20 protein-coding genes and 1 pseudogene are annotated in these 21,528 nt (G+C 68.1%); 8 read left to right on the top strand and 13 right to left on the bottom strand.

Annotated elements, in window-relative coordinates; translation table 11 throughout:
- Positions 1-31: 31 nt before the first annotated feature.
- The 4 genes from ACZ5Z2_RS09725 to radC all read right to left on the bottom strand — a co-directional run bounded on the left by ACZ5Z2_RS09725 (position 32) and on the right by radC (position 3,068).
- Positions 32-856 (bottom strand): DUF932 domain-containing protein, encoded by an 825-nt coding sequence (locus ACZ5Z2_RS09725; RefSeq protein ID WP_057386264.1) that lies wholly within the window; start codon positions 854-856, stop codon positions 32-34.
- A 708-nt stretch (positions 857-1,564) separates the two neighbouring features.
- On the bottom strand, positions 1,565-1,843 hold the full coding sequence (locus ACZ5Z2_RS09720; protein ID WP_057386265.1) for a hypothetical protein: 279 nt from the start codon (positions 1,841-1,843) through the stop codon (positions 1,565-1,567).
- A gap of 72 nt (positions 1,844-1,915) precedes the next feature.
- Positions 1,916-2,266, bottom strand: a complete 351-nt coding sequence (locus ACZ5Z2_RS09715) for a DUF2958 domain-containing protein (protein ID WP_130561451.1) — start codon at positions 2,264-2,266, stop codon at positions 1,916-1,918.
- Between the two features lie 295 nt (positions 2,267-2,561).
- Complete coding sequence (gene radC, locus ACZ5Z2_RS09710) at positions 2,562-3,068, bottom strand: RadC family protein (protein ID WP_130561452.1); 507 nt, start codon at positions 3,066-3,068, stop codon at positions 2,562-2,564.
- A 382-nt stretch (positions 3,069-3,450) separates the two neighbouring features.
- Between radC and ACZ5Z2_RS09705 the strand changes: the two genes are divergently transcribed.
- From ACZ5Z2_RS09705 to arsN2, 6 genes and pseudogenes are all read left to right on the top strand, one after another.
- Positions 3,451-3,780 (top strand): ArsR/SmtB family transcription factor, encoded by a 330-nt coding sequence (locus tag ACZ5Z2_RS09705; protein ID WP_151023889.1) that lies wholly within the window; start codon positions 3,451-3,453, stop codon positions 3,778-3,780.
- A gap of 12 nt (positions 3,781-3,792) precedes the next feature.
- Entirely contained in the window at positions 3,793-4,245 is a 453-nt protein-coding gene (locus ACZ5Z2_RS09700; RefSeq protein WP_151023888.1) for an ArsI/CadI family heavy metal resistance metalloenzyme, read from the top strand.
- A gap of 12 nt (positions 4,246-4,257) precedes the next feature.
- Positions 4,258-4,755: an arsenate reductase ArsC gene (locus tag ACZ5Z2_RS09695; RefSeq protein WP_151023887.1), complete on the top strand. Its 498-nt coding sequence runs from the start codon at positions 4,258-4,260 to the stop codon at positions 4,753-4,755.
- A gap of 58 nt (positions 4,756-4,813) precedes the next feature.
- A complete protein-coding gene (arsB, locus tag ACZ5Z2_RS09690) occupies positions 4,814-5,860 on the top strand; it encodes an ACR3 family arsenite efflux transporter (RefSeq protein ID WP_425313580.1) in 1,047 nt (348 codons plus the stop codon).
- Positions 5,857-6,255 (top strand): annotated as a pseudogene (arsC, locus tag ACZ5Z2_RS09685) (arsenate reductase (glutaredoxin)); the annotation flags it as partial. The gene arsB and the pseudogene arsC, both read left to right, overlap by 4 nt.
- A 39-nt stretch (positions 6,256-6,294) precedes the next feature.
- Positions 6,295-6,687 carry an arsenic resistance N-acetyltransferase ArsN2 gene (gene arsN2, locus ACZ5Z2_RS09680; protein WP_274101861.1) on the top strand — a complete coding sequence of 131 codons (393 nt, stop codon included), beginning with the start codon at positions 6,295-6,297 and terminating at the stop codon, positions 6,685-6,687.
- Between the two features lie 51 nt (positions 6,688-6,738).
- Here the strand turns inward: arsN2 and ACZ5Z2_RS09675 are convergent, their stop codons facing one another.
- The 6 genes from ACZ5Z2_RS09675 to ACZ5Z2_RS09650 form a co-directional block, all read right to left on the bottom strand.
- Complete coding sequence (locus tag ACZ5Z2_RS09675) at positions 6,739-7,902, bottom strand: PDDEXK nuclease domain-containing protein (RefSeq protein WP_151023884.1); 1,164 nt, start codon at positions 7,900-7,902, stop codon at positions 6,739-6,741.
- On the bottom strand, positions 7,899-9,104 hold the full coding sequence (locus ACZ5Z2_RS09670; RefSeq protein WP_151023883.1) for a tyrosine-type recombinase/integrase: 1,206 nt from the start codon (positions 9,102-9,104) through the stop codon (positions 7,899-7,901). Before ACZ5Z2_RS09670 ends, ACZ5Z2_RS09675 begins: the two co-directional genes overlap by 4 nt.
- 245 nt (positions 9,105-9,349) lie before the next feature.
- On the bottom strand, positions 9,350-10,957 hold the full coding sequence (locus tag ACZ5Z2_RS09665; protein WP_464758369.1) for a MutS-related protein: 1,608 nt from the start codon (positions 10,955-10,957) through the stop codon (positions 9,350-9,352).
- 45 nt (positions 10,958-11,002) lie between these two features.
- Positions 11,003-12,769 carry an ABC transporter transmembrane domain-containing protein gene (locus ACZ5Z2_RS09660; protein WP_464758368.1) on the bottom strand — a complete coding sequence of 589 codons (1,767 nt, stop codon included), beginning with the start codon at positions 12,767-12,769 and terminating at the stop codon, positions 11,003-11,005.
- 59 nt (positions 12,770-12,828) lie between these two features.
- Positions 12,829-13,920, bottom strand: a complete 1,092-nt coding sequence (locus ACZ5Z2_RS09655; protein ID WP_464758367.1) for an acyltransferase family protein — start codon at positions 13,918-13,920, stop codon at positions 12,829-12,831.
- An 82-nt stretch (positions 13,921-14,002) separates the two neighbouring features.
- On the bottom strand, positions 14,003-14,599 hold the full coding sequence (locus tag ACZ5Z2_RS09650; RefSeq protein ID WP_464758366.1) for an IMPACT family protein: 597 nt from the start codon (positions 14,597-14,599) through the stop codon (positions 14,003-14,005).
- A gap of 104 nt (positions 14,600-14,703) precedes the next feature.
- Here ACZ5Z2_RS09650 and ACZ5Z2_RS09645 point away from each other — a divergent pair, with 104 nt between their 5' ends.
- Positions 14,704-15,462: a YdcF family protein gene (locus ACZ5Z2_RS09645; RefSeq protein ID WP_464758365.1), complete on the top strand. Its 759-nt coding sequence runs from the start codon at positions 14,704-14,706 to the stop codon at positions 15,460-15,462.
- A 1-nt stretch (position 15,463) separates the two neighbouring features.
- Here ACZ5Z2_RS09645 and ACZ5Z2_RS09640 read toward each other — a convergent pair whose 3' ends face one another.
- From ACZ5Z2_RS09640 to xseA, 3 genes are all read right to left on the bottom strand, one after another.
- Positions 15,464-16,894: an aldehyde dehydrogenase family protein gene (locus ACZ5Z2_RS09640; protein WP_464758364.1), complete on the bottom strand. Its 1,431-nt coding sequence runs from the start codon at positions 16,892-16,894 to the stop codon at positions 15,464-15,466.
- A gap of 13 nt (positions 16,895-16,907) precedes the next feature.
- On the bottom strand, positions 16,908-18,551 hold the full coding sequence (locus ACZ5Z2_RS09635) for an acetolactate synthase large subunit (RefSeq protein ID WP_464758363.1): 1,644 nt from the start codon (positions 18,549-18,551) through the stop codon (positions 16,908-16,910).
- A gap of 114 nt (positions 18,552-18,665) precedes the next feature.
- Positions 18,666-20,018 carry an exodeoxyribonuclease VII large subunit gene (gene xseA / locus ACZ5Z2_RS09630; RefSeq protein WP_464758362.1) on the bottom strand — a complete coding sequence of 451 codons (1,353 nt, stop codon included), beginning with the start codon at positions 20,016-20,018 and terminating at the stop codon, positions 18,666-18,668.
- Between the two features lie 247 nt (positions 20,019-20,265).
- On the opposite strand from xseA, the gene ispG reads away from it, so the two are divergent.
- Positions 20,266-21,525 carry a flavodoxin-dependent (E)-4-hydroxy-3-methylbut-2-enyl-diphosphate synthase gene (gene ispG / locus ACZ5Z2_RS09625; protein WP_464758361.1) on the top strand — a complete coding sequence of 420 codons (1,260 nt, stop codon included), beginning with the start codon at positions 20,266-20,268 and terminating at the stop codon, positions 21,523-21,525.
- The last annotated feature ends 3 nt before the right edge of the window (positions 21,526-21,528 follow it).

Here is a 21,528-nt window from a genome sequence, read left to right as displayed (position 1 = left end):
GGGCTGCTGCCTGCCCCTGCCGCGTGGGGATTCAGGCTTTCAACTGGCGCAGGCCATCGGCCAGCAGCCACAGGGCGCGATTCAGGCGCACGCTTTGGTCGATGCCCTGCACGGGCCGGGTGGTCTGGCGGCGGCCATTCGCGGCGCGGGCGGACAGGCCGCCTTTGGTCAAGTTCTCCTGCGTGCGGTTGAATACGCTCCACAGGTCGCGGCGGTCGTCGTCATGGCGGCGCGGCATCAGGATTTGCGATTCCGTGATGGGCGCGGGCTTGTCCTCGTCGTACTTCAACGCCAGCGCAGCGCGGGCGAACACTTCCGATTCCCCGGCGTCGAGCGTGATGGCGCGCATAGCATCGCGGGATTCCTGCGCCCGGTCGAAGCCGTGCAGGACTTCGTAAGCGCCTTCGATGACGTGTCCGGCTACGTCGCCCTTGTGCGGCACGCGCACGTCGGCCACGGTGTCGCCGCAGACAAGCCCATTGCTGCAAACGAAGCGGAACATCCCGGCCAGCATCTGATAGCTGCTGGTGCCGTCATGGGAGTTCAGCAGGATGATTTCGTTGGCCTCGCGGCCGTTGATCTGGCTGGCGTGGCGCAGCCGGATCATGTGCTTGGTGTAGTCGCGGCGGTCGTCGTGGCGCACGCGGGTCTGCGTCACCATGAAAGGCTCGAAGCCTTCCCCGCGCAGTTCTTGCAACACCGTGGCAGTGGGGATGTAGCTGTACCGCTCGGAGCGGCTTTCGTGCGGGGCGTCCGCGAAGATGGACGGGGCCACGGCCCGGATTTGGTCGTCGGACAAGGGGCGTTCCGAACGCAGCATCGGGGAACGGGAAGCGAAGCGGGATGCGAGTTGCATGGCATTTCTCCTGACAAAGAAAAAAGGTTTGCTGTTCACCGCACACCGGATTCCTAGATTCGGAGCCCAGCCTTTCGGCTGTTTGGTGCGGTCGGCACGAGGAACCCGGTTGGCCCTGTTGCCACCGTCTTTCCTGAGTTCATCGCCCGCGACGGTCAGGAGCGCGCGAACGAGGGCCGTCAAGGAGGCAAGCGCAGGGTTGGTGCGGCCCGCAGGCGCAGCCGAGGACACGGCCCTGCGCGCCTTGACGGCACACGGCCGCGGGCTACAGTCGCGGACAAGGTGATGAAGTCAGGGGAGACGGCTGGACATGGCAACGGCCCTCCAACACGCTGACCGCACGGCAAGCGAAGCGCGCAGGCCCGAAGCTGGAAGCCGGGCCGGAGGCGTCAGCCGAGCGGAGCGAGGGAACGATGGAAGCCCGGAAGGGGCGAGACGCCGCAGGCGGCTCGATGCGCAGCGCGCACGACAGCGCGACCGGCCATGTTTCTTGGCCGGGGACGCACAGCCTTCAATGCTCGATGCACAAGCTCATGCGCCGGTCATGGGGAAGCGTGTTCGACAGCGACTGCTGCGGTCTGGCCGATCCGGCGCAGCCGGTTCGGCGGTCTTTGAGGGGCGCCAAGCACCGCGCGGCGGGGATAGCCCGCAGGGCTTTCCCCTGGAGGCAAGCAAAGCGCGCAGCGCCCCGCAAGGGGCGCGTAGGCATCACGCCGAGTCGTCAGGGCGCAGGCTGGATTCCAATACCGGCATCCACGGCGATGACGAGTCCAGCAGGTAGCGCGCACCGCGCGCGTACAGACCCGACAGCCCGGTGGGCTGGTAGAACCCGGTGACGCGGCGGCGGAACTGTGCGCCGTACTCGTTGGTGTAGATCACCGCGTCGCCGATCTTGAAGCGCAAGGGCTGGCCGTTCTCCGGCGCGAACGGTTTGAGCGCATCGTGCTGCGCGGTGATTTCGATGATGTAGTCGTGATGGCTGCTCATGGCATGGATCTCCTTCGATGGTCGAGAAAGCACAAAGCACAAGGAGCGCCTTGCGGCGCTCCCAAGGCCAGGTCAGACAGCGATCCGCCCGGCCAGCCGCGCATCGCGCGCATAGACGCTCAACCGCTTCTCGGCGCGGAAAGACAGGTCGCGCTCGATCGGCAGGCCCAGCCCGCCGCGCACCGTCGCCAGCTCGCCCAGGCTGACCCAGCCGATTTCCGGCGCCCCCAGGCCCAGGTCGCAAAGACCAAAGGCGTGGTCGTGGTCGTCGGGATCAATCTCGGTCAGCAGCCAGGTCGCGCCGGCGTCCGGCGTGAACAGCTTGACCACGGGGGCCGGATCGAAGTCCGGGTTCTCCAACGATTCGCGGCCGTTGGCCAGCAGCACGACGCGCTGCTCGTCAGTAATGAGTGCGTTGTTCATGGTGAACTCCTGAAAGGATGCCGGGCGGAATTGCCCGACCCTTCCGGGGCACGGCGCAGCGCAAGCAGTCAGGGGTCGCAGACGGCCGCCAGGACGCAAGCGCGCATGGCGCGCATGGCGCGCGCCGCCCTTGACGGCGAGAACGCCGTGGCACGATGAAGGGAACAGCAAGACCGCCTCCCTCGCACCTCCACGCAGTCCCGTTTTCGGCAAGTGCGCAGCACGCGTAGGCCCGCGAGGGCCGGAGTTGCGCCGCCGGGCGCAGCAAAAAAAAGGGGGCCGAAGCCCCCAAGGGTCAAAGCAGGCCGCGCTCGGCGAATGACGTGGTACGGCTTCCCGCGACGATGATGTGATCCAACGTGCGAACGTCCACCAGCGCCAGCGCCTGCCGAAGCTGCGAGGTCAGCGCCTTATCGGCCGCGCTCGGCTCGGGGTTCCCGCTCGGATGGTTGTGCGAAACGATGACCGCCGCCGCATTGAGTCGCAGCGCCTGCTTCACTACCTCGCGCGGATGCACCTCGGCGGCGTCGATCGTGCCGTGGAACATCTCCACGTAGTCGATCAGCCGATGGCGCGTGTCGAGGAACAACACCGCGAAGACTTCGTGCTCGAAGCCGGCCAGCTTGGCGCGCAGGTAGTCCTTCACCGCCTCCGGCGACGTGAACGTCGCGCCACGCTGCATCTTCTGTTCGATGACCTGGCGTGCGGCTTCCAGAATCTGGTCGGCGTCCGCCGGCCGATAGCGCCCACGGCCATCGCGCACCATCAGCGGGGTATCGAGAGAGAGGGTCAGTTGCGACATGATCGTGCTCCGGTTGCTCGGGCGGAATTGCCCGGAACCGGCGCCAGCACGGCGCAGCGCAAGCAGTCAGGGGTCGCAGACGGCCGCCAGGACGCAAGCGCGCATGGCGCGCGCCGCCCTTGACGGCGAGAACGCCGTGATACGGTGAAGGGAACAGCAAGACCGCCCACACCCGCCCACTGCACACAGTCGGCTTTTGGGGCAAGCGGAGCGCGCAGGCCCGAGAGGGCCGGAGGCGTCAGGGGTCAAAGCCGAATGGCCGCGATTCGGCACGAAGCGCGGGGCGTAGCCCGCGAACCCGACGGCGGCACGCCGGGACGCCATGAGGTTCTGTTTGCTAGCTCCTTGCACAATGATTCAATAAATGTTGTATTATCGAACCATGAACGAAGATCAAGCCGTTTCCGCCCTTGGTGCCCTGGCCCATACCCAGCGCCTGCGCGTGTTCCGCGCCCTGGTCGTCGCCGGCCCCGAAGGGCTCACGCCCAGCGTCCTGGCCGACCAGCTCGACGTGGCCCGCAACACCCTGTCCTTCCATCTGAAGGAGCTGGCCCATGCCGGCCTCGTCACCATCGAGCAGCAAGGCCGCAACCTGATCTACCGCGCCGACTTCGCGCAAATGAACAGCCTGCTCGGCTACATGACCGAGCACTGCTGCCAGGGCAGTGCGTGCGAAGTCACCGAATCCTCCTCTGCCTGCAAGTCCTGCTGAAAGGAAATCCCCATGAAGCGCTTTCACGTCCACCTGCACGTCGATGATCTGAACCGCAGCATCGGCTTCTACTCCCAACTGTTCGCCGCGCAGCCCGCGCGTGTCGAAGGCGACTACGCAAAGTGGATGCTCGAAGACCCGCCGGTGAACTTCGCCATCTCCACGCGCGGCAACAAGCCGGGCATCGACCACCTGGGCATCCAGACCGACGACGCCGACGAACTCGCTACGCTGAAGGCCCGCGCGCAGGCCGCTGACATGGCGCTGCTCGACGAAGGCACCACGACCTGCTGCTACGCGCGCAGCGAGAAGCACTGGATCACCGACCCGCAGGGCGTGGCCTGGGAACACTTCCACACGCTGGGCAACATCCCCGTCTTCAACGAAGCGCCCCAGCCTGCGCCCGGCGCCGCCGCGGCGTGCTGCGCGCCGCGTTCCGCGAAGTCGGCTACTTCCTGCTGCTGACGCGAGGCGCGCATGACGACAGAAACCACCTATAACGCCTTGTTCATCTGCACGGGCAATTCGGCCCGGTCGATCCTCGCCGAAGGCATCCTCAACGCATTGGGCCAGGGGCGCTTCCGCGCCTGGTCGGCGGGCAGTCATCCGAGAGGCGAAGTGCATCCCTTGGCGCTCGCCACGCTGGAGCGCCTGCATCTGCCGGCGACCGGCTACCGCAGCAAGAGCTGGGACGAGTTCGTGGCGCCGGATGCGCCGGTGTTTGACTTCATCTTCACCGTCTGCGACAACGCCGCCGGAGAGGCGTGCCCGCTCTGGCCGGGCAAGCCGGTGTCGGCCCATTGGGGCGTGCCCGACCCAGCGGCCGTCGAAGGCACGGAGGAACAGCAGCGCAAGGCGTTCACGGACGCCGCGATCACGCTGCGCCGGCGCATCGAACTGTTCCTGTCGCTGCCCCTGAAAAGCCTCGATGCCATGTCCTTGCAGCGCGAGCTGCGCGACATTGGCCGCCAGTGAGGCCGGCGCGATGACCGCAGGAACCGATACCGCCGGCCGTGCGCCGGCGGTGCCCGCCATGAGCGGCTTCGAGCGCTACCTGACCGTGTGGGTGCTGCTGTGCATCGTCGCCGGCATCGCCCTGGGCCAGCTTGCGCCCGGCGTGTTCCAGGCCATCGGCCGCATGGAAGTGGCGCAGGTCAATCTGCCGGTGGGCCTGCTGATCTGGATCATGGTGATCCCGATGCTGCTCAAGGTGGACTTCAGTGCGCTGGGCCAGGTCAAGCAGCACTGGCGCGGCATCGGTGTCACGCTGTTCGTCAATTGGGCGGTCAAGCCGTTCTCGATGGCGCTGCTGGCGTGGATCTTCATTCGCCAAGTCTTCGCCGAGTGGTTGCCGGCCGACCAGCTCGACAGCTACGTGGCCGGCCTGATCCTGCTGGCCGCCGCGCCCTGCACGGCAATGGTGTTCGTCTGGAGCCGGCTGACGGGCGGCGATCCGGTGTTCACGCTGTCTCAGGTGGCCTTGAACGACACCATCATGGTGTTCGCCTTCGCGCCCATCGTAGGGCTGCTGCTGGGCCTGTCGGCCATCACGGTGCCGTGGGACACGCTGCTGGTGTCGGTGGTGCTCTACATCGTCATCCCGGTCATCCTCGCGCAGCTCTGGCGCCGCACGCTGCTGCGCCGGGGCCGGGCCGCGTTCGATCAAGCCCTGGAGCGCATCGGCCCGCTGTCGATCGCGGCCTTGCTGCTGACGCTGGTGCTGCTGTTCGCCTTCCAAGGCCAGGCCATCCTGCAACAGCCGCTGGTCATCGCCATGTTGGCGGTGCCCATTTTGATCCAGGTGTTCTTTAACTCCGGCTTGGCCTACTGGCTCAACCGCAAGGTGGGCGAGAAGCACAACATCGCCTGCCCCTCGGCGTTGATCGGCGCGAGCAACTTCTTCGAGCTGGCCGTGGCGGCGGCCATCAGCCTGTTCGGCTTCCATTCCGGCGCCGCGCTGGCCACCGTGGTCGGCGTGCTGATCGAGGTGCCGGTGATGCTGCTGGTCGTGCGCGTGGTCAATCGCTCGCGCGGCTGGTACGAACAGGCTCCGCGCAACGCGGCAAGGCATTCAGCATGAGTACCGTCACGATCTACCACAACCCGGACTGCGGCACGTCGCGCAACACGCTGGCGCTGATCCGCGCCAGCGGCATCGCGCCCACGGTCATCGAGTACCTGACGACGCCGCCTGACCGCGAAACCTTGAAGGCTCTGATCGCACGGATGGACATGGGCGTGCGGGACGTGCTGCGCATCAAGGGCACGCCTTACAAGGAACTCGGGCTGGATGCTGCCCATTGGAGCGACGACGAACTGATCGACCAGATGCTGGCGCATCCGATCCTCATCAATCGGCCCATCGTGGTGTCGCCCCTGGGCGTACGCCTATGCCGGCCCTCGGACATGGTGATCGAACTGCTGCCGCAGCGGCCGGCGGGCGAGATTCGCAAAGAAGACGGTACGCCGCTGCTGGTGGATACGCCGACCGCGGGCAACGACACAGGCCTCATCATGGCTTTGCAGGAGGCCGGACTTCCCACGGACGATCTGACCGAACCGGGGCGCAGCTTCTTTGCCTATGCCACGGTGACAGGCAAGCGCGTGGGCTACGGCGGCTTCGAGCGGATGGGACGGGATGTGCTGGTGCGCTCCCTGTTCGTGCTGCCGCACGCGCGCCAGCGCGGCATTGGTGGCGGCATCCTCGCGCTGCTGCTACGCCGCGCCTTCGACGAAGGCGGGCGCGACGCTTGGCTGCTGACCACGACGGCAGCGCCGTTCTTCGAGCGCCAGGGCTTCAAGCCGGTGGAGCGCACAAGCGCACCGGCTTCAGTGCTGGCGACGCGGCAGGCTGCGAGCTTGTGTCCTGCCAGCGCAGCGTTGCTTAGGCGGCCGATTCATTTGTAGCGCAGGCTGGTGCAGCCGCGGAACCCGACGGCGGCACGCTGGGACGCCCAGCTATTGCGGGAGCTTCCTGGGCTGTTTCGCCGCGCGCGATTCCAGCAGGCGCCGCGTGGTTTCCAGCTCCTTCTGCAACAGTTCGGCATCCGGCAGCACGGTGCGGTAGTTCGCCGCCATCACCTTCGTCGGTAAGCCTTCCAAGGCGTACCGCGCCAGCGCGTGGCCCTTATCGGCGCAGAGGATCAAACCCACGGGCGGGTTTTCATCGGGATAGGCCCAATGCTCCTTGGCGTAGTTGCAATACATGTGCATCTGGCCCACGTCCGCATGGGTCAGGCTACCCAGCTTCAAGTCGATGATGACCAGGCAGCGCAACCGCCGGTGGAAAAACAGCAGATCCACCCGATACCACGTTTGGTCGATGCGTAAGCGCCGCTGCCGGCCGACGAAGGTGAACCCTTCGCCCAGCTCCAGCAGAAAATCCTCCAGCCGCTGGATAAGGGCCGCTTCAAGATCGGATTCGGAATACTCATCCTTGAGGTTCAGGAACTCCAGCACATACGGGTCTTTGATCGCATCGTCGGGCATGACGGCATCCTCCGGCCGGGGCGCAGCGCCCTTGACCAGCATTTCCGCCTTGTCCTTCGACAAGGCGGTGCGCTCGTAGAACTGGCTGCCGATCTGCCGATCCAACTGGCGCACGCTCCAGCCGCCGCGTAGCGCCTCGGCCTCGTAGAAGCGGCGGGCGTGCTCGTCCTTGACCGACAGCAGCCGCACGTAGGCCGACCACGGCAACGTGAACACCTGCGCCAACTCGCCCAGGGCCAATTTCCGAGACGCTGTCTCGGATTTCTCGGCAGGCAATCCGTCCCCCGATTTCCGAGACAGTGCCTCGGAAATCACCGGCCGGGGATAGGCGGCGAAGAACCGCCGCATGTTCTCCAGGTTGTCCGGGCTGAATCCGCGCCCGAAGCGGGCGGTCAGGTCGGCGGACAACCGGACGATCAACTGTTCGCCGTACCCTGCGCGCCGTTCGCCCTGTTGCTCGGCCTCCACGATGCGGCGACCAATCTCCCAATAGCTGGCCGTCATCAGCGCATTGACGCTGCGCGCCGCCGCCTGGCGGGCGGCATCGAGCAGTTCCACGATGCCGCCGTGGATGCCGGCGTAGCCGGCAGGCACGGCAGCGCCTTTTACTGCTTTGGGCGTCCGGGCGCTCATGCCGTGGCCTCCTGGGGCTGGCGTTGCCGCGCCTTCGTGATGGTCTGGCGCCGGGTCGCCACCAGCTCGGCCGCCTGGCGCACAGGATCGTCCTCGGTGTGGACATAGCGCATGAACATCGCCACGGTCTTGTGCGCTGTCAGCGCCATGCCGACCTTGAGCGGCACGCCCGAATTGGCAATGTCCGTCGCCGAGCGGTGGCGGATGCCGTGGGTGCCGACCTTCGGCACACCGGCACGGTCAAGGATGCGCCGCCACGCCTGATAGTAGGAGTGGGGGCTTAGCGGCTTCTTGTGATCGAGGATCGCAGGGCAAACGTAGGGCGAATCGCCATAGTGGGGGGCACTCTCCAACAGGCGGCGAGCCTCGGCGCTCAGGGGCTTGGACATATCGCCGGTCTTGCTGTCCGGCCATACCACCCGGCCGTTGGGCAGGTCGAGCCAATCCCATTGCAACAGCAGGATTTCCGACATGCGCGCCGCGAACTCGAATTGCAGCCGGACGGCCAGCAGGTGGATGGGATGTTCCAAGCCCTCGGCCTCGGCCTTCTCCAGATAGGCGAACAGCTTGGTCATCTGGTCGTCGGTAATGAGCCGGGTCGAACCCTTTTCCGGGTACTTGGGGACGTGACGGCAGGGATTGGAGCCATCGGGCCGGTAGCCCCACAGTTCGGCCAGGTTGAACATCTTGCGGACGAGCGACAGCACGCGGTTGGCTTGGGTGGGCGACTTCTCCATGCGCTTCATCAGCGCGGTAATGTCGTTGCGCGTGACCTCGTGAGCCTTCTTGCTGCCGAAGGCCGGGATGACGAAGCTGTCGATCTGGTACTGGTAGCCGGCCTGCGTGCTGGGCTTGTTGTGCGGCTTGGAGTGGTCGTCCATGAACCGGCCGCACAGCTCCTTGACCGTCGGCGCCTTGCGGGCTTCGGCCTTGTCGAGTCCGGGATCGCCCCCGCGCCGGACTTCGGCCAGCCAGTCTTGCGCCAGCGATCGGGCCTGTTCGACCGTCAGCTCGCCGAACTGGCCGATTGCCGGCTTGCGCCGCACGCCGGAGTTCGTGCGGTACTGAACCATGAATACCTTGCGGCCGGTTGGTGTAACCTTGCACAAGAAGCCCGGAACGAGCGTATCCCGGAGTTCCACGTCGCAGGTTTGCGCCTGCGCCGTGTCAACGACGGACTTGGTGAGTTTGATCTTTGCCATGAGGTGCTCCTGAAAGGCCCCGATTCCAGGGGCCGGCTAGGAGCCAGGCGGAGGAGAACCGGGGCGGTTTGCATCGCGCACCGGGATATGATCGAAGGCATTGGTCTGGCGGAAAACCTGCTACAGCAAGCCACATCCAAGTCCAGCGTTAGCCCGGTGCGGATGCCATGCTCTGGCTTAAAATCCCTCACCCTCGCGGGTATGCGGGTTCGATCCCCGCTCCGGGCACCACGCCACGAAATGGGTTACGGCCGGGTTGCTTGCTCGGCCTGGTTGGCACAGGCCATGGCTGCGTCCACCACCTCGGGCGGAAAGCCCATGCGCGCAAGCAGACGGATGGCATTGCGCTCGGTGGCGGCACCGGCGTGCAGGCGGTAATCGAAATAGCCGTCCACTTCCGGTTCTTCCCGGAAGTGGTGGAGCGCGTAGCGCTCGTTCAGCATGGACTGCAATTCCACGTCGTGCGTGGTGACCAGCACCAGCGAGCGCTTGCCCAGTGCGCGCAGCACGGCGCAGGCGATGGCGATGCGTTCCACCGTGTTGGTGCCGCTGAACGGTTCGTCGAGCACGAACAGACCGCCGCCGTGCTGTGCCTCGCCGTCGAGGAAACCGCGGATCGCCTCGATCTCCGCGAAGTAATGGCTCTTGCCGGCTTCCACCGAATGCTCGCCGTGGATCGCCGCCATCACCGGCAGGCGCGGCAGCACGGCGCGCGCCGCAAGGCAGAAGCCCACCGTGCGGCCAAGGATGGCGTTGATCGCCAGCATCTTCACGAAGGTGGTCTTGCCCGCCATGTTCGAGCCGGTGACCAGCGCGGAAGAACCGTCCAGCCGGATCGAATTGCGCACACCGCCGGGCAGCAGGGGATGACCGCCTCCGAGGATCTCCAGCGTGGGCGTCGTGGCCAGTTCCGGCTGGCAATGCCGCGGATGCATCGCGAGTGCCGAAGCCAGCGCCATTTCGGCGTCGATGCCGCCCACCAGTTCGAACGTGGGCTGCAGCCGCTGGCGCAGGCGGTGGAACCGCCCCATCGACCACGCATGCACGATCAGCTCCAGCAGGAAGGCGATGTTCAGCCACGGCATCATCCAGGACAGCCACTCCTGCTTGCACGCGCGCATCAGTCGCAGCGAACGGCGAACCTCGTCGCGCGCCGCACGCTCGTCGCGCAGGCGCCGCTGCAAGGGCAGGTCGCCTTCGCATGCGCACAGCGCCTCGGCTGTGCCCAGCATGCGCAGGCAGCCGTTCAGCGCTTCGATCTCGCGCAGGCTGCGCCAACTGTGGCGGTACAGGATCACGGCATTCACCGGCAGCAGCGCCAGCCACCACCACGCCGACCACGACCAGGCGATCACCGCCGCCAGCAGCGCCAGCGAAAGCGCGCCCCACAAGGTCAGCAGGCCGCGTCGCGCCGGCGGCTCCGGAGCCTCGGCATACAAGGCGTCGACGACGTGCGCGTGCGATGGGGCGCCCAGCGGCAGCAGGGCCAGTTGCAGGCGCTCGCGCAGGGCGGGTTCGTCGAGCAGGCGCACATGCGTGGCGTGGCGCGCTGCCAGTTCGGCGGGATCGTCCACGTATTCGCGCAATTGCTTGTACAGCGCCTGGCTGCCCAGCGGCGTCACCGTGGTGTCGAGGTCGACGAACAGGCGGGGGAACTCCAGGTCGCCCCAGGTCTTGTCGTCGACGCAGGCGGCATCGCCACGCACCAACTCGAACCAGCGACCGGCGAACGGTTCGCGCTTGGTGCCCGGTTTTCCCCACTGTGCCCGCAGTTCGGCAAGTGCCTTGCGGCTGGGCAGCAGGGCATCAAGCGTGGAGTGCGCGAGATTCTTCGCGTAGTGGATGATGTTCACGGGTAGACGAATCGTGTCGCGGTCGATGCGCAGGGCGCGGATTCCTCACGCCACGAACTGCAGCCGCGCCAGCTCCGCATACAGGCCGCCTTCGGCCAGCAGGCTTTCGTGCGTGCCCTGCGCCACGATGCGGCCGCCGTCCATCACCACGATGCGATCCGCGCGCTGCACGGTGGCGAGGCGATGGGCGATGACCAGGGTGGTGCGGCCTTGTTCGAGCCGCGCCAGCGCCTGCTGGATCGCCGCTTCGGATTGCGCGTCCAGCGCGGAGGTGGCCTCGTCCAGCAGCAGCAGCGGTGCGTCGCGCAGGATCGCGCGGGCGATCGCGATGCGCTGGCGCTGGCCGCCGGAGAGGCGCACGCCGCGTTCGCCGAGTTCGGCGGCGTAGCCGTCGGGCAGGGCGCGGATGAAGTCGTCGGCCTCGGCGGCGCGCGCGGCTTCGACCACCTCGTCGTCGCCGGCGTCCTGGCGGCCGAAGCGGATGTTGTCGGCGGCGCTGCCGGCGAAGATGGCGGTTTCCTGCGGCACCAGCGCGATCGCGCCGCGCAGCTCGGGCAAGGCCAGCGCGCGCAAATCGACACCGTCGAAGCGGATGCTGCCGGACTGCGGATCGTAGAAGCGCAGCAGCAGCGCCAGCACCGTGCTCTTGCCGGCGCCGGATGGCCCGACCAAGGCCACCGTCTCGCCGGGGCGGATGTCGAGGTCGAAGTCGTGCAGCGCGGGCGCGTCGGGGCGGCTGGGATAGTGGAAGCGCACATGCTCGAAACGCAGCGCGCCGCGTACCGGGCGCGGCAATACTTGCGGCTGCGCGGGGCTGGCGATGTCGGCGCGTTCGGCGAACAGTTCGGCGATGCGCTCGGTGGCGCCGGCGGCGCGCAGCACGTCGCCCCACACTTCGGACAGCCCCGCCACCGAGCCGGCGGCGAGTACCGCGTACACCACGAACTGGGTCAGCACGCCGGTGCTCAGCGTGCCGGCCATCACGTCGCGCGCGCCGGCCCACAGCACCAGCGTGATCGCGCCGAAGAACAGCACGATCACCGTGGCGGTGAGCCAGGCGCGCATGCCGATCCGCTTGCGCGCGGAAGCCAGCGCGCGGGTGATGGCGCCGGTGTAGCGCGTGCTTTCGATGTTCTCGCGCGCGTAGGCCTTCACCGCGGGCGCGGCGTTGAGCGTTTCGTTGGCGATGGCCGCGGCGTCGGCCAGGCGATCCTGGCTGGTGCGCGACAGCTTCTGCACGCGCCGGCCGAACACGAGGATGGGCAGCATCACCGCGGGGATCACCAGCGCGGTGAGGCCGGCGAGGCGCGGGCTGGTCCACGCCATCATCGCGCTGGCGCCCAGCAGCATCACCACGCTGCGCAGTGCCACCGAGATGCCCGAGCCCACCAGCGCCTGGATCACTTCGGTGTCGGTGCCCAGGCGCGAGTTGAGTTCGCCCACGCGGCTGCGCTCGAAGAAGCCCACGTCCAGCCCGATCACGTGCGCGTAGAGCTGGCTGCGCAGCGAGGCCAATGCGCGTTCGCCCAGCAGGGTGATGCAGAAGTAGCGCGCCGCGGTGGCCACGGCCAGCACCAGCGCCAGCGCGAACAGGCCGAGGAAGGTGGCGTTGACCGCAGCGGGGTCGGCGTGCGCGAAGCCGTGGTCGATGATGCGCCGTATCGCCACCGGCAGCACCAGCGTCGCGCTGGACGACAGGCCGAGGAATACCAGCCAGCCCACCGCCAGCCGCCAGTGCGGCCTGAGGTACGGCCACAGTTGGCGCAGCGCGCCGATGCGGCGGGTGGGGCGGGGCTGGTCGGAATCGCTCATGGGCTCGATGGGGTCGGCTGGCAACCCGTTCCAGATGGGGCCGGCACGGCGCGATTCAATCAGGCCGCCTGCATCGCGGCCTGATTGCGTGCGCCCACCGCCAGCCGCGTGCGCAGGCGCAGGAAGGGGCGTTCGACGGCGTAATGCAGCAGCGCGCCGGTGGCGAGGATGGCCAGCGCATACGCGGCGAAGGCGGCCAGTCCGTGCAGCGCGGGCCAGCGCGGCAGCGCTTCGTGCACCGCATGCATCGCCAGCTTGTGGCTGAGGTAGAGGCTGTACGAAATGCCGGCGATCCAACCGGCGCCGGGGATGCGCCAGCGACCCAGCCAACTGCTGCTGCCCGCGCCCGCGGCCACCAGCAAGGCCATCGCCAGCGCCAGCAGCGGGAAGCCGAACACGCTGGCGGCGAAGCCGGTCTTGTCGCGGAACAGCCAGATCGCGGCGGCGACCAGCAGCAGGCCCGCGACGGCGAATGTGTTGGCGCGCCGTTGCACGCCCGCCCACCAGTGCGGCCGGTAGGCCTGGATCGTCGCCAGCAGCACGCCGGCCAGCAGGCCGTCCAGCCGCGTCCAGGTCGGGTAGTACACGCTTTCCAGCCAGTCCTTGCCGTGCAGCACGGCGTAGCCGCGCAGCAGCATGCCCATCGCCACGACCAGCACGCCGCAACCGACCACCAGCGCGCGCGACGAACGCCGGGCCAGCCACCAGGCCAGCAGCGGGAACAGCAGGTAGAAATGCTCCTCCACGCACAGCGACCACGCGTGCGAGAACGCCTGGTTGTGCTGGTAGTCGATCAACAGGTTCAGCGTGAAGGTGACGAACTGCCACGCCGGCTGCATGCCCGGCGCCTCGCGCCAGCCGGGAAACAGCAGGTACAGCGCCAGCACGGCGAAAAACACCGGCAGGATGCGGAACGCGCGGCGCAGGTAGAACGCGCCGAAGCGCAGCGGTTCGCCGCGACTCAGCGGTTCCAGCAACTGATGGCCGATCAGGTAGCCGCTGAGCACGAAGAACAGATCCACGCCCATCCAGCCGTAATCGACCATCGGCTGCAGCGGCCCGCCGATGCCGCCGATCATCCACGAGTGGAACAGCATCACCCAGACGATGGCGATGGCGCGCAGCAGGTCGAGGCCGGGCAGGCGGCTCATGGATTCCCCAAGGTGCGAAGGCATGTGGCCGGGCAGTATGCCGGCCGTGTGGGGCGAAAATCTGGCGCGCCGAAGGCTTTGTTCAATCCAGTCGGCGCGCTTCGATGCGGCCGCGGCTGAGGTCGCCGATGCGTGCCTGCGCCTCGGCGAAGCGCTGTGCCGGCAGCTCGAATTCCAGCGCCACGCCGTCCGCATCGAAGGCTTCGCGCACCGGCTCGGCGTCCAGTTCGCGCAGGCGCGCCTTGAACAGAGCCAGCTCCGCGAAGTCGCAGCGGAAGCCCAGTCGCGCCATCGCCACGATGGCCACGCGTTCGGCGATGCGCAGGCACTCCGCCGCGGTGCCGCCGTAGGCGCGGGCGAGGCCGCCGGCGCCGAGCTTGATGCCGCCGTACCAGCGCGTCACCACCACCACGACGCGGTCGCAGCCCTGGCCCTCGATCGCCTGCAGGATCGGCCGGCCCGCGGTGCCGCCGGGCTCGCCGTCGTCGTTGAAGCGGTAGTCCTGGCCGATGCGGTAGGCCCAGCAGTTGTGCGTGGCGTCCGCGGCGGACACCGCGCGCACGAAGGCCAGCGCCTGCTCCGGCGTGGCGACTGGCGCGGCTTGGGCAAGGAAGCGGCTTTTCTTGATGTCCTCGGCGTGACGGCAGGCGGCAACGAGGGTGTGCGGCGTTTCGCTCATGGGGCGCAGCGTAGGCGATGCGCGCCGCGGCGTCATGCCTTGCATTACCCTCACACCCTTGCCGCAGGCTTGGGCCGGCGGCCTCGATGGATGGAGCGGATGCGATGTCGATGGACATGCTGATCGTGCTCGTGCTGCTGGGCCTGGCACTGCGCGCGCTGAAGTGGCGGCGCACGGCGGGCGCCGCGCTGTGGCTGGCCGTGCTGCTGTTCCTGGCGACGGGCTGCGGCCTGCTGCCGGCATGGTTGCTGGGCAACCTGCAGGGGCCGTACGCGCGGCGCCCGACGATAGCCTGGGCGCCGCGCAACGCCATCGTGCTGCTGGGAGCGGGCACGGTGCGCACCCCGGACGGCGCGGTGGAACCCACGCTGTTCGCCAACGGCCGCATCAACGAGGCGCTGGCGCTGTACCGCGAGTGCAAGGCCAGCGGCAACGATTGCAAGCTCGAAGCAAGCGGCGGCGATGCGCTGCATACCGGCCAGCCGGAGGCCACGGTGTACGGCGCGCTGCTGCAACGCCTCGGCGTGCCGGCGGCCGACCTGCTGCTGGAGCCGCGCAGCATGAACACCTGGCAGAACGCCCAGTTCAGCGCGCCGCTGGTGCGCGGCTACGGCGCGCAGCGCGTGCTGCTGGTGTCCTCGGCCACGCACCTGCGTCGCGCCAGCCTGTATTTCGCGCACTTCGGCATCGCAACCACGCCGGTGCGCGGCGACTGGCTGAAGGAGCGCATGGACTGGTGGCCGCAGTCGTGGAACTTCGCGGTGACCGATCTGGCGTTGCACGAATACCTCGGCGTGCTGCGCTACCGCGTCTACAACGCGATGGGCTGGAACGCGGGGGCGACCAGCCCCGGCGACGCGTGAATCAGCTTCTGCGCATCACCATCAGGCGCAGTTCGCTCATGTCCTCGATGGCGTAGCGCACGCCCTCGCGGCCGAGGCCGGAGAGCTTCACGCCGCCGTAGGGCATGTTGTCCACGCGGAAGCTGGGGATGTCGTTGACCACCACGCCGCCCTGTTCCAGCTCGTCCCAGGCGCGCATGGCGTGCTCCAGGCTGTCGGTGAAGATGCCGGCCTGCAGGCCGTAGTCGGAGTCGTTGACCAGCGCGATGGCCTCGTCGATGGTCTGGAACGGCGCGAGCAGGGCGAACGGGCCGAACGCTTCCATGCGGTTCGCCTTGGCGTCGGTCGGCACGTCTTCCATCAATGTGGCGTCGAGCATGTTGCCGCTGCGCTTGCCGCCGCAGAGGATCCTGCCGCCGGCCCGCTTCGCCTCCATGATCCAGTCGTGCAGGCGCGTGGCGGCGGCCTCGTCGATCATCGGGCCGAGGAACACGCTCTTGTCCCTGGGGTCGCCGGCCTTGAGCTTCTTCGTGGCCGCGACGAGCTTCCTTTTCAGCGTCTCGTAGACGTCGGCGTGGGCGTAGATGCGCTGCACGCCGATGCAGCTCTGGCCGGACTGGTAGAACGCGCCGAAGATCAGCCGCTCCACCACCTTGTCCAGCTTCGGCCCCTGGTCGGCATCGACGATGCAGGCCGCGTTGCCGCCCAGTTCCAGCGTCACCTTCTTGTGCCCCGCGCGGGCCTTGAGATCCCAGCCGATCTGTCCGCCGGTGAAGGAGAGCAGCTTGAAGCGTTCGTCCTCCACCAGCGGCGCAGCGTGCGCGCCGTCCAGCGGCAGGATGGAGAACGCGCCCTTCGGCAGGTCGGTTTCCGCCAACACCTCGCCGATGATCAGCGCGCCGACGGGCGTCTTTTCCGAGGGCTTCAGCACGAACGGGCAGCCCGCCGCGATCGCCGGCGCCACCTTGTGTGCCACCAGGTTCAGCGGGAAGTTGAACGGCGTGATGAAGGACACCGGCCCCAGCGGCACGCGCTTGGTGTAGCCGTGGTAGCCATCGAGGCGTGCGGCGAGTTCCAGGTTCAGCGTCTCGCCGTTGATCCGCACGGCTTCCTCGGCGGCGATGCGGAAGGTCTCGATCAGCCGCGTCACTTCGCTGGCCGCGTCCTTGATCGGCTTGCCCGCCTCGATGCACAGCGCCTCGGCCAGCTCGTCGCGGCGCGTCTCGAAGCGATCCACGCAATGCTGCAGCACCGCCTGCCGTGCCCACGGCTTGAACTCGCGCATCGGCCTGGCCGCCTTCACCGCGGCGGCGATGGCCTTCTCGGTGACCTTGGCGTCGGGCATGGCCACGCGCGTGGCGAGCTTGCCGCTGTACTTGTCGAAGACGTCCAGCAGGGTCTTCGACGTCTGCGGCTGGTTGGCGAGGTAGTAGGGGTAGGTCTTGGCTAGCATGGATTTCTCCGGATCAGAGCGCCGCGCTCAGCTGGCGGATTTGTTCGTCGAGAATGCGATGGTTGTCGGAATAGTCGATGGCCAGGTCGATCAGGTGCACGCCGCCGGCGTCGAACGCCGCGCGCAGTGTGGGCAGGAAGGCGTCGGCGCTGGCCGGGCGGTGGCCGTGCGCGCCATGCGCCTCGGCGAACATCACGAAGTCCGGGTTGCCGAACTGCATGCCGTAATCGGCGAAACCCATGTCGGCCTGCTTCCAGCGGATCATGCCGTAGGCGTCGTCGCGCAGCAGCAGGATCACCAGGTCGAGCTTGAGCCGCACCGCGGTCTCCAGCTCCTGCGCGTTCATCATGAATCCGCCGTCGCCGCAGATCGCCAGCACCTTGCGGCCCGGATGCACCAGCTTCGCGGCCATCGCCGAGGGCAGGCCGGCGCCCATGGTCGCCAGCGCGTTGTCGAGCAGGATCGTGTTCGGCTGGCGGGCGCGGTAGTAGCGCGCGTACCACAGCTTGTACATGCCGTTGTCCAGGCATAGCACGCCGTCGTCCGGCATGCAGGCGCGCGTGTCGGCGACGACACGCACCGGATGCATGGGGAAGCGCGGGTCGTCGACGTGTTCCTCCGACTGCGTGCGGAATGCCTGGCGCACCTTACCGAAGAAGCCGAAGTCCCAGTGCGGCTGTTTCTGCAGCGCGTCGGTGAGCCGCTCGATGGTGTGCGCGATGTCGCCCACCACCTCGATCTGCGGGAAGTACACCGCATCCACCTCGGCGGCGGAGAAATTGATGTGGATTACCGTGCGCCGCCCCTTGTGCATGAAGAACGGCGGCTTCTCCACCACGTCGTGTCCGGCGTTGACGATCACGTCGGCGGCGTCGATCGCGCGATGCACGAAGTCGCCGTCGGACAGCGCGGCGTTGCCCAGCCACAGCGGGTGATCCTCGTCCACCACGCCCTTGCCCATCTGCGTGGTGAAGAACGGAATGCCCAGCTTGTCGATGAAGGCGCGCAGCGCCACCGCGGTGCGCTGGCGGTTGGCCGCCGCGCCGATCATCAGGATCGGATGCCGCGCCCGGCTGATCGCCTCGCCGGCCTGCACCAGCGCGGCGTCGTCGGGAGAAGGGCGGCGCGCGTACTCGGTGGGCAGCAGGATCGGGTCGTCCACTTCGTCGCGCGCGATGTCTTCGGGCAGCTCCAGGTGCGCCGCGCCGGGGCGTTCCTCCTCGGCGCGGCGGAACGCCTCGCGTATCCGCGCTGGTATCGTCGCGGCGGATACCAGCTGGCGCGTGTACTTGGTCAGCGGCTGCATCATGTCCACCACGTCCACCAGCTGAAACAGGCCCTGCTTGTGCAGGCGGATGGGTTTCTGCCCGGTGATCATCAGCATCGGCATCGCGCCGAGCTGCGCATAGGCCGCCGCGGTGACCAGGTTCGTCGCGCCCGGCCCCAGCGTGGACAAGGCCACGCCGGCCTCGCCGGTGAGCCGTCCCCAGGTGGCCGCCATGAAGCCCGCGGCCTGCTCGTGGCGGGTGACGATCAGCCGGATCGAGGACTCGCGCAGCGCTTCGACCAAGTCGAGATTCTCCTCGCCCGGCACGCCGAAGATGCAGCGCACGCCTTCGGCCTCCAGCGCCTTCACGAACAACGATGCAGCTTTCATGCACTCTTCTCCGCAGGAAGCAGACGGACAGGGTGCGTGATGCCATGTTCAATGCGTGTGAGCGGCTTTCATGCGTCGCCTGCGTGCGGCATCGGCATCGCGGATGCCGCGGAACTATTTGTCGAGCACGCGCAACTTCAGTTCGCCATCCGCGAGGCGGGCAAGCAGGTCGTCGCCCTCGTTCACGTCGGCTGGGGCGCGCACCACCTTGCCTTCGTCGTCGAACAGGATCGCGTAGCCGCGTTCCAGCGTGGCCAGTGGGCTCACCGCGTGCAGTGTGCGGGCGGCCTGTTGCAGGGCGTGGCGCTCGCGTTCCAGTTGGCGGGCGATGGCCTGGCGCAGGCGTTGCGATTGTTCGGCGAGCTGCCGTTGCAGCAGCGGCAGGCGCTGTTGCGGGTGGCGCGCCAGCAGGCGCGCATGCAGGCGATCCAGCCGGGTGCGTTCGCCCTGCCGGCGTTCGCGCAGCACGGCGAGCAGGCGGTGCCGAAGGTGGGCGAGCCGTTCGCGGTCGCGCGACAGCCGCGCCTGCGGACGCTGCGCCTGCAGGCGCGCGAGCAGGTGATCGACACGCTGGGTCAGCGATTGCAGGCGGCGCTGTTCGAACAGCGCCAGGCGTTGCCGCAACTGGCGCAGATGGCGCAGCGTGGCCTGCGCGTCGGGCACCAGCAGTTCGGCGGCAGCCGAAGGAGTAGGCGCGCGCAGGTCGGCCACGAAGTCGGCGATGCTGAAGTCCACCTCGTGGCCCACCGCGCTCACCACCGGCACCGCGCAGGCGTGGATGGCGCGCGCCACCGCCTCGTCGTTGAAGGCCCACAGGTCTTCCAGCGAGCCGCCGCCGCGGGTGAGCAGCAGCGCGTCGTAGCGTGCACTGGCCGAGGCTTTCTTCAGCATGGCGACGATGGCGGGCGGCGCCTCGCGGCCCTGCACCGGCACCGGCAGAACGTCCACTTCGGCCAGCGGCCAGCGGCGCGACAGCACGCTGAGCACGTCGCGGATCGCCGCGCCGGTGGCGGAGGTGATCACGCCGATGCGCCGCGCGTAGCGGGGCAACGGGCGCTTGCGCGCGGCGTCGAACAGGCCCTCGGCATCGAGCTGCGCTTTCAGCCGCTCGAACTCGCGCTGCAGCGCGCCTTCGCCAGCCGGCTCCATGTGCTCGGCCACGAGCTGGAATTCGCCGCGCGGCTCGTACAGGCCCACCCGCGCGCGCAGCAGCACCTGCATGCCGTCGGCGGGCCTGAAGCGCAGCGCGGCGCTCTTCGGGCGGAACATCGCGCAGCGCACCTGGGCGCCGCTGTCCTTCAGCGTGAAGTAGAGATGCCCGGAGGCGGGGCGCGCCACGTTGGACAGTTCGCCCTCGATCCACACCAGCGGCAGCGCGTCCTCCAGCAGCCCGCGCACCAGCCGGTTCAGCGTGCTGGGCGTGAGGATGTGGCGGGGCGGGGCGGTGTGGTCGTCGGGCGCGTGCATGGGCTGGCGAGACTAGCATGTCCGGACGGTGCCAGCGCTTGCGCAACAGTGGCTTGGCGGCGGTTGTGCATGTGATGCCTGATGTGCCGGTCGGGCGATTGTCACGTGCGTTGACTCGCTGCGTCCGCAGCTCGCCCTTCGGGCCATTCGCTGCGCGAATGTTCGCTTCGGCATTCTGCCTTCGCAGTCGCTAGACTTTCGACTTCACGCCGCAGCTTTCGCGGCGACGGACTTCCGGTTGCACGCAATGAACGATTCCATCAACACCAAGCCGCGCGAAGCCCTGCCGCTGGCGCGCCGTCCCAATGTCGGCGTGCAGATCGGCAAGGTGCGCGTGGGCGGCGGCGCGCCCATCGTGGTGCAGTCGATGACCAATACCGACACCGAGGATCCGGTGTCCACCGCGAAGCAGGTCGCCGAATTGGCGCGCGCGGGTTCCGAGCTGGTGCGCATCACGGTGAACACGCCGGCGGCGGCGGCGGCGGTGCCGCGTATCGCCGAGCGGCTGGCGATGATGGGCGTGGACGTGCCGATCATCGGCGACTTCCACTACAACGGCCACCAGCTCCTGGAGCAGGAACCGGCCTGCGCCGAGGCGCTGGCGAAGTACCGCATCAACCCCGGCAACGTGGGCTTCGGCAAGAAGAAGGACGCGCAGTTCGGCGCGATCATCGAGAAGGCGATCCAGTACGGCAAGCCGGTGCGCATCGGCGCCAACTGGGGCTCGCTGGATCAGAGCATGGTCGCCACCCTGATGGACGAGAACGCGCAGCGTGCCGAGCCGTGGGACGCGGGCCACGTGGCCCGCGAGGCGCTGATCCGCTCGGCGCTGGACTCGGCCGCGCTGGCCGAGAGGATCGGCCTGCCGCGCGAGCGCATCATCCTGTCGTGCAAGGTGTCCGGCGTGCAGGAGCTGATCGCTGTATATCGCGACTTGGCTCTGCGCTGCGACTATGCCTTGCATCTTGGCCTGACCGAGGCCGGCATGGGTTCCAAGGGCATCACCGCATCGAGCGCGGCGCTGGCGGTGCTGCTGCAGGAAGGCATCGGCGACACCATCCGCATCTCGCTCACGCCGGAGCCGGGCGCGTCGCGCACCGGCGAGGTGATCGTGGCGCAGGAGCTGTTGCAGACCATGGGCCTGCGCTCGTTCACGCCGCTGGTCACCGCCTGTCCGGGTTGCGGCCGCACCACCAGCGAGTTCTTCCAGGAACTGGCCAAGACCGTGCAGGAGCACGTGCGCGCGCAGATGCCGGCGTGGCGCGTGAAATACGACGGCGTGGAGAACCTCACCCTGGCGGTGATGGGCTGCGTGGTGAACGGGCCGGGCGAATCCAAGCACGCCAACATCGGCATCTCGCTGCCGGGCAACGGCGAGGCGCCGGCGGCGCCGGTGTTCATCGACGGCGAGAAGGCGATGACCCTGCGCGGCGACAACATCGCCAACGAATTCGTGGGCATCCTCGACGACTACGTGGCGCGCAAGTACGCCGCACGCGGCGGCTGAGCC

The sequence above is a fragment of the Rhodanobacter sp. G1 genome (assembly GCF_055397855.1).
The sequence above is the reverse complement of the archived record's forward strand: the minus strand, read 5'-3'. Positions and strand labels throughout refer to the sequence as shown.